General features: G+C 60.2%; 6 protein-coding genes and 1 pseudogene. 5 read left to right on the top strand and 2 right to left on the bottom strand.

What is annotated here, in order from left to right; genetic code table 11:
• Positions 1-159 precede the first annotated feature (159 nt).
• Together BDB13_RS15525 and kstD are read left to right on the top strand one after the other, a co-directional pair.
• A complete protein-coding gene (locus BDB13_RS15525) occupies positions 160-780 on the top strand; it encodes a TetR/AcrR family transcriptional regulator (RefSeq protein ID WP_094272428.1) in 621 nt (206 codons plus the stop codon).
• Positions 780-2,477, top strand: a complete 1,698-nt coding sequence (gene kstD / locus BDB13_RS15520; RefSeq protein ID WP_094272427.1) for a 3-oxosteroid 1-dehydrogenase — start codon at positions 780-782, stop codon at positions 2,475-2,477. Before BDB13_RS15525 ends, kstD begins: the two co-directional genes overlap by 1 nt.
• A gap of 134 nt (positions 2,478-2,611) precedes the next feature.
• Here kstD and BDB13_RS15515 read toward each other — a convergent pair whose 3' ends face one another.
• Positions 2,612-3,661 carry a lipoate--protein ligase family protein gene (locus tag BDB13_RS15515; RefSeq protein WP_094272426.1) on the bottom strand — a complete coding sequence of 350 codons (1,050 nt, stop codon included), beginning with the start codon at positions 3,659-3,661 and terminating at the stop codon, positions 2,612-2,614.
• 174 nt (positions 3,662-3,835) lie between these two features.
• Between BDB13_RS15515 and BDB13_RS15510 the strand changes: the two are divergent.
• Both BDB13_RS15510 and BDB13_RS15505 read left to right on the top strand, forming a co-directional pair.
• Positions 3,836-4,564, top strand: a pseudogene (locus BDB13_RS15510) (DUF222 domain-containing protein); the annotation flags it as partial.
• A 285-nt stretch (positions 4,565-4,849) separates the two neighbouring features.
• On the top strand, positions 4,850-5,263 hold the full coding sequence (locus BDB13_RS15505) for a PPOX class F420-dependent oxidoreductase (protein ID WP_094272424.1): 414 nt from the start codon (positions 4,850-4,852) through the stop codon (positions 5,261-5,263).
• A 23-nt stretch (positions 5,264-5,286) separates the two neighbouring features.
• Here BDB13_RS15505 and BDB13_RS32085 read toward each other — a convergent pair whose 3' ends face one another.
• Positions 5,287-5,454, bottom strand: coding sequence for a hypothetical protein (locus BDB13_RS32085; RefSeq protein ID WP_169633408.1), 168 nt, complete (start codon positions 5,452-5,454; stop codon positions 5,287-5,289).
• 138 nt (positions 5,455-5,592) lie between these two features.
• Between BDB13_RS32085 and BDB13_RS15500 the strand changes: the two genes are divergently transcribed.
• Positions 5,593-6,528: a helix-turn-helix domain-containing protein gene (locus BDB13_RS15500; RefSeq protein ID WP_094272423.1), complete on the top strand. Its 936-nt coding sequence runs from the start codon at positions 5,593-5,595 to the stop codon at positions 6,526-6,528.
• Positions 6,529-6,711 lie beyond the last annotated feature (183 nt).

Raw genomic sequence — 6,711 nt, 5'->3', positions numbered from 1 at the left:
AACGCGTACCCAGAATCAGGACATACACGCATATGAAGACTCGAAAGCTGACCAACGTGACAGCTAATTGCCTCTTGACAGTCACTGTCATATTAAGCGAAGCTGTCATTAGTCGGCCGGATTCCACAGGTTCAATCCACTACAAAGGGGTGCTACCCGATGTCATTGCGCGCAAGGCAACGCTTGCAAGTACGAGCTGAGATTCAACGAGCAGCATTGACCCTGTTCGCCCGAGACGGATTCGAAAACGTCACCACAGACCAGATTGCATCCGCAGCCGGAGTGTCCGCGAGTACGTACTTCCGGCACGTTCGCAACAAGGAAGACCTCCTCCTGGATCCGGTGAGACACGGCGGCGCGGGAATTGTGGCACTCCTCGAGGCTCGCCCCGAATCGGAACCCGCAGACCTCGCGGTGTCGAAGGCAATCCTGGAACGGTCCAGCACTCTCGATTCCGCCGAGGTCGAGCACTGGCGAGCAGCCTTCCGGACGGCCCCACACCTGATGGATCGTGTCGCGTTGATCGCACCGGAGCATCGCGACCGACTTGTCGAGCTCGTGGCGCAACGAATGCAGTGCGATCCTGAAACTGACAGTCGCCCAGGACTTCTCGTACACCTGATGTTGGCCGCAGCTGAGTTCGGCTATCGCCAGTGGATTCGGAGTCCACAGAAACGAGAAGCTTCCCTGCCTGTCTGCGTCGAGGGTGCACTCGACGCCGTTCTCGACACCCGTTGGCGCACACCGAACGCCCCAGACCGCGAAGGACACGACGCTTGATGACCTCAATTCCACATGGCCCGATCCCCACCGAAGTTGATCTGATCGTTGTCGGATCCGGCGCGGCCGGCATGTCCGCAGCCATCACCGCTGCCTGTAACGGCCTCTCGACAGTCATCGTGGAGAAGTCCCCGTACTGGGGCGGCTCGTCCGCGCGGTCCGGCGGCGGAGTCTGGATCCCGGGAAATTCGGTGCTCCGCCAACAGGCGCCGATCGATGAACTCGATTCTGCGCGAGAGTATCTCAACAGTATCGTCGGCGACGACGCTGATCCCGAACGCATCGACACCTACATCGATCGAGGCCACGAAGCACTCGACTTTCTCATTCGCAATTCTGCCTTGAAGCTCGAGTGGGTAGAGGGATACTCCGATTACTTTCCCGAAGCTCCCGGGGGTCGCGCTTCCGGACGCTCCTGCGAGCCTTTACCTTTCGATGCGCGCGCTCTGGGCGACGATCTCGCCACACTGCATCCGTCGTACATGAAAACCCCACTCAACGTCGTCGTCAAGCAGTCGGATTATCGGTGGCTGAGCACCGGCCTTCGCCACTGGCGAGGCCCTGCGCGCATGCTCCAGGTGGGTGCTCGAACAGCGGTCGGAAAGCTGCGGCGAAAGAAGCTGATCGGACTGGGCTCCGCGTTAATGGCGGAACTGATGATCGGAGTCCGGACGGCAGGTGTACCGGTACTTCTCGACACCGCAATGCTGGATCTGATCACCGACAATGATCGAGTGGTCGGAGTGAACCTCGAAAGCGGAGGCGTTCAGACAACCATGCGCGCTCGATACGGCGTCGTCCTGGCGTGCGGTGGGTTCGAGAACAACAACGAGATGCGAATCAAGTACCAGCGGCAACCGAGCAGCGCCGAATGGACCCTTGGTGCACCGACGAACACCGGCGACGGCATTACTGCGGCAGTCCAGCGAGGTGCCGCGATCTCGTACATGGACGACGCCTGGTGGGCACCGTCCATACCTCTCCCGAAGGGACCGTGGTTCGCACTGGCGGAACGCTCGCTGCCGCGCAGCATCATGGTGAACGCCAGAGGTGAGCGGTTCATGAACGAATCACTCCCCTACGTCGAAGCCACTCACGCGATGTTCGGAGGAAAATTCGGCCGTGGCGACGGACCGGCCGAGAATATCCCGGCCTGGCTGATCTTCGACCAGACCTACCGTGACAGATACCTGTTTGCGGGAATTCCCGCGCGCAGTCCGATGCCACGCTCATGGCTGGCATCGGGCGCCATCGTTACCGCTGAAACGATTTCCGAACTCGCCCTCGAAATCGGCGTGCCCGAGACTGCACTTACCGAAACGATTATCCGATTCAACAGCCACGCCCGCAGTGGTAGCGATCCCGACTTCGGCCGTGGCGCAAGCGCCTACGACCACTACTACGGAGACATCACCAACAAACCCAACCCCAGCCTCGGCGAACTGAGCAAAGGACCGTTCTATGCGGCCAAGATGGTGCCCGGCGACCTCGGCACCAAAGGCGGGATCAATACCGACAGCCAGGCTCGCGCTTTGCGTGACGACGGAACGGTCATCGAGGGGCTCTACGCGGCCGGCAACACCAGTTCGCCGGTGATGGGCCATACCTATGCCGGACCAGGCGCAACCATCGGACCCGCAATCGTGTTCGGTTACCTTGCCGCACTCGATGCCGCAGCGAAAGTGGTTCACGCCTAAAGCCCTGCAGGCGGACCCTTTTGAGCGATAATCGCGGTTCCTATCCAGCGGCGCAGATATCGCGCAATTCGACGTCGAAACGCCGAGGAATCATCAGTGGCCGGCAGGGGTTAACCGATGCAAGTGGACGCGCCTCACGGCACGCGGTGCGTCCACTTCTCGGTGCTGAACTTCGTCTCCACCAGCTCACGTGCCTGTGCCAATTCGGCGGCAGTGTAATCACTGTCGTGAGTGTCGTACTGGGCCCGGAAGTGGTCCAAGAATGCGGTCAGGATCGCGGCACGGGTCATGCCGGTCTGCGAGCGGAGTGGGTCAACCCTTTTCGCGGCACTCTTGGTGCCCTTGTCCGACATCTTCTCCCGGCCGATCCGCAGAACCTGCGTCATCTTCTCCGCGTCGATGTCATAGGCCATGGTCACGTGATGCAGCACAGTGCCCGAAGCGAACCGCTTCTGCGCTGCGCCGGCAATCTTGCCCTTGTCCGAGGCGATGTCGTTGAGAGGCACATACCGGGCGTTGATCCCGACGTCAGCGAGCGCACCCATCACCCACTGGTCAAGGAACGCGTAGGACCTCTCGAAACTCAGCCCCTCCACCAGCGACGCCGGCACCGCCAACGAATAAGTGATGCAGTTGCCCGGCTCCATGAACATGGCGCCACCACCGGAAATTCTCCGAACGACGCCGATGCCATGCCGCGCAGCAGCTTCGGCGTCGACCTCGTTCCGCACGGACTGGAACGATCCGATGACTACCAGCGGCGAGTCCCAGTCCCAGAACCGCAAGGTGGGCGGCCGCTCGCCGGACGCCACCTCACGCGCAATGACCTCGTCAAGCGCAACGTGCATCGCAGGATCGAGCACCACCGGCGGGATGACGTCGAACGTGTGGTCCGCCCAACTCGTGGCGTGGCCGAGTGCACGCCGGACCGCGATGCCGACCGATTCCGGAGTGAACCCGATCATTGAAACGGAGGCATCAAGCGAGGCGGTGATGGCGTCAGCGAGTTGGTCTACATTGGCATCAGCCGGCATTCCGGTCAACGCCGCGTTGATATCGTCCAGAGCGCTGTCGGGCTCGAGGAAGAAATCGCCGGACACTGCGACTCGGCACAGCTGTCCGTCCTCGATCTCGACATCGACCGCTACCAGCTTGCCACCTGGGACCTTGTACTCTCCGCGCATTTGTTCAGTCTATCGGTGCGTGGATCGACAGCCTGCACGGCTTGAGCAAGTCCCGAATTCCCGCCGTTACGATCCTGAAGATTCTTTGCTGCAACGGTTTTCAGAAAGTCTGCTGAATCTCCACCGAAACTTTCCCTTGACTCGAATGGATGTTCGAGTATAATTGGGGGCAAGGACGGGACACCGGATGCACGCTCCGCTGCCAAACGGACGGCGGATGCGTTGACGGAGTTGATTCGTCGGTATCTCGACAATGCTGCGACGGGGGTGGACGGTGGTCAGCGTCCGCATGTGAATGTGCAGGTGACGGCGAAAGATCTTGCGGAGCATCGGGACTGCGCGTCTACCCGTGCGGCTACTTCCGATGAAGACTGCGACGTCGGGGATGCGCCGGTGTGGGCCTTCGACGATTTCGACGATTTCGACGACCTCGAGGACTTCGACGATCTTGATGTCGGGCACATGCCGTGGATGGGTCCGCTGAGTATCACCCGCACCCGGATGTTGGCGTGCGATTGCATGCTCTCGACGGTGCTGCTGGATGGGAACGGTGCCCCGCTCGATGTGAGTCCGCTGAAGCGGTTGGTGTCGGCGGCGCAGCGGACGGCGTTGATCGCCCGTGACAAGGGGTGTGCGTTCCCGTCGTGTGATGCGGTGCCGGCATGGTGCGATGCGCACCATATTCGGCCGTGGTCTCAGGGTGGGCCGACGGTGATGGACAACCTGACTTTGCTGTGCCGGTCCCATCACACTTTGATTCACCGCAAGGTCGGGTTCGCGGGGCAGTGGGAGATCAAGATGGGATCGGATCGTAAACCGTGGTTTGTTCCGCCGGCGGGGATTGATCCGGAGCGGCGGCCGCGGCGATCAACGCTGCCGCCCGGTCCGGTGCTGCGCACGTGAAAATTGTTGCACCACAACTACAGACGTGTCTGGCTTCGCATCAGAATCTCGCCGATGCGAAGCCCACACGCATGGGGCCATAAGCCCACAGCACTAACAAACACACAGCAGGCACAAACACACAGCAGGCACAAACACACAGCGGCGCCTACCCAGCCTCCGACAGCCCTCTACAAAGTCGCGATCCAACCAGAGAATCAGGAAATTTCTGACATCCGTGGCTGGTCGGCCTACCCGATAACGCCACCTTGACCTCGAGTGCGCTTGAGGTTCTAACGTTGCTTCATGACCTTCACCCAGCAGGAACTCGACTATCTGGCGTCACAACGCCTCGGACGACTGGCGACCGTTCAACCGAACGGAACGCTGCAGGTGAGTCCCGTGGGCTTCCACTACAACCCCGATACATCCACTATCGACATCCAGGGCTACAACATGGCGTCGAGCCGAAAATTCCGCAACGTCGCAGACAACGGGCGAGCTGCATTCGTCGTGGACGACGTACCGTCGGTTGACCCCTGGCGAGTCCGGTGCGTCGAAATCCGAGGGCGCGCCGAAGCTATCGACACCGCCACTGCTGCTTCTCGTGGTCTGGATGGTCCGACTATCCGCATCCACCCCGAACGCATCATCAGCTTCGGCCTCGACGACATGGAGCTCGATGTCCATAAACTAGTCACGAACGCGCGCGACATCTAACGATCGCTCACCTACTCCGCTCTTCAGCCGCGGATCAGCAACCTTGCGACAACAAATGCGGCCGCTATCGCTGTCCCGGTGATAATTCCTTCCCACACGCTTCCGCTCGTCGCTCCGGCAGCGATTCCGGAGAAAGTTCCGGCGGACACCGCCAGCGCACCGTCGACACGTGCCGGCCGATCACGGAACATGACTCCAATTCTTCCACCGGTGCGCGCAGATTACTCGCTGTCACCCAGCTGATCAGCGTAATATCTGCAATAGCCCTGGGAGTTTCACAGTTCCATCGCCAGCCATGATCAGACTTGTCAGACACTCGAGAATCGCCGATGAACACACGTCCGAACCAACCCGTGACAGCGGGAAGTATCGACGAGTGGACCGATCTGATCCGGTCCAAGTTCGTGGCGCTCGATATTGCCCCACAAACAGCGTCAGACCCACAGGAACCACTCAACGGCACTGTCTGGAATCGACAGTTGGGACACCTTTCCGCCGCCGAGGTCTCGTCGTCGCCGCAAGTTTTCACCAGATCGAAACGGCTCGTTGCCGCCGAGCCGGCAGAACTCTTTCAGATCGGACTCGTCACCCAAGGCTCTGGTCACCTCATACAGGACGGTCGATCCTGCAACGTGAAAGTTGGCGACTTTGCCGTCTACGAAACCGCGCGTCCATTCCGCTGGCAACTCGATGGCGATTGGAAGCTGTTGGTATTTACCTGGCAGCGAGAAGCGATAGCCCTCGACCGACTCGAATCCGAGCAGATTACTGCTCTCCGCTTGCCTGGACACTCAGGAATCAGCGGGATTCTCGCTCACGCCCTCACCGATGTCGTGAACTTGGGTAGCGATGTCTCCGCTGCCAGCGGAATCCGTTTTGCCGATGAACTCGCTGCTCTGGCCGTCACCGCAGGTCTCGAACAACGCGAAATCACCGCTTCGACGCAAAGCTTGACCAAACAGGTACTCCACTTCATCGAGCTGAACCTTGCTGACCCTCTACTCGACCCGCAGCACGTCGCTGATCACTTCTTCATCTCCACACGCACTCTGCACCGACTGTTTGCCCGCGAAGGAGAAACCGTGGCCAACTGGATTCGGGGCCGACGGATGGAGAAGAGCCGTCATGCACTGTTGGTCGAACCGAAGTCGAGCATTTCGACGATCATTGCCCGCTACGGATACTTCGACCTCGCGCAATTCAGTCGGAACTTCACAACGCGGTACGGGGTCAACCCCACGCAGTTTCGAGCCCGTTGTCACTGACCTCGTCCCAGAAGGAGGCCGGTAGAAGACCTGTCGCCGAGCGTCAAGCATGTGTCGCTGATCATCAAACCCACGGAGGGTTCGATTGAGAAGATCAGTAGAAGAAAAAGACGCAGCGGACCGGAACAACCCTCACCAGAACTCGTCCGCGTAATGAGAAGCGGAACCCCATGATCGGCAAGC

Origin of the sequence: Rhodococcus sp. OK302 (assembly GCF_002245895.1) — a bacterium.
Lineage (GTDB): Bacteria > Actinomycetota > Actinomycetes > Mycobacteriales > Mycobacteriaceae > Rhodococcus_F.
Note: the sequence above shows the minus strand (reverse complement) of the source record. Positions and strands in the feature narration are given on the sequence as shown.